A 1057-nucleotide genomic window follows, 5' to 3' on the forward strand; every position below is an offset into this window, starting at 1 on the left:
TTGTCCAATGAGGAGGATATCCATGGAGAAGTTATATGAAAGCTTAAATCAATTTAGTGAAAAGGACCTGCGAATGTACTTTTACAATTTATTGAATACAGTTGATCGCTATTGTAAGGACGGTAACTTCGAAGAAAAAAATTTAGCAGAAGGACTTGTTAACATACTTCAAAACAATTTAAATGAAGTTCGCAACCATCAATTACAAAAGGATGAACTCCAACAATACGTTCATCTAGTTTTCAGTCTCTCTGATGCAGGTTCGCTAAAAGTCACACTCAATAAAATCGGAAAACAAACTCAATGTAAAGTCCTAGCATTCAATGATTGGTTCTCAATCGGACCAATATCTAATTTAGATACAACAACTGGACAACAGAATAGGTGCTTTTGGTTAATGGAATACGATGAGGCTTTCAGATATGGTCAGCATTTCAACCAAGAGCATCAGCTTGACAATATGGTAAAAGTAGTTAAAGACATTCCCGAAAATAAAACCATCGTTATTTGGTGTGCTGATAATGCACATGATCAAACAGGATTACGCTTTGTGTTGCATTTGTTGAGAGAACGAAAACAGCCAGTTAATGTTGTAAATGTAACGGAGATCGTTAAAGCTACTAAGCTACAAAACAAAGAAGGAGTTCCCTATGCTAGAAGTTTAATTGATCACGAGCATTTTCAGGAAATAGTGAGAAGCTACTTTAAAGGTGTTCCACTTGATCCTAGTCAAAGAAGAAGGTATGAATCAGAATGGTTAATACTGGCGAGAGAAAATCATGTACTTCGTTTGTGGGAAGAAGGAACTGTTAGAAGCAGCGATGAGAATTCACTAGACGAAGTGATAATAAAGTCAGTTATGGAACTAGAGCAAGAACAAGATGAGGATGGGTTTATCAAGGCAGGGAGAGTTGTCGAGAAGATGTTTGATATATCGCGACAACTTGTTGGATATTCATTTATTTCTTATAGGATTTGGATTTTAGTTAATCAAGGAATTCTTATGTTTAGAGGGATACCGGGAGCTTTACATCAGTTTTCTATTAAACTTGGAACC

1 protein-coding gene is annotated in these 1057 nt (G+C 36.0%); it reads left to right on the forward strand.

Going from position 1 to position 1057, the window contains the following annotated elements; all coding sequences use genetic code 11:
* Positions 1-22: 22 nt before the first annotated feature.
* Positions 23-1057, forward strand: a 1035-nt coding sequence (locus H9647_RS25565; RefSeq protein WP_225229586.1) for a DUF1835 domain-containing protein, incomplete at its 3' end; no start/stop codon positions are given.

Origin of the sequence: Paenibacillus gallinarum (assembly GCF_014836635.1) — a bacterium.
GTDB classification, from domain to species: Bacteria; Bacillota; Bacilli; order Paenibacillales; family Paenibacillaceae; genus Paenibacillus; species Paenibacillus gallinarum.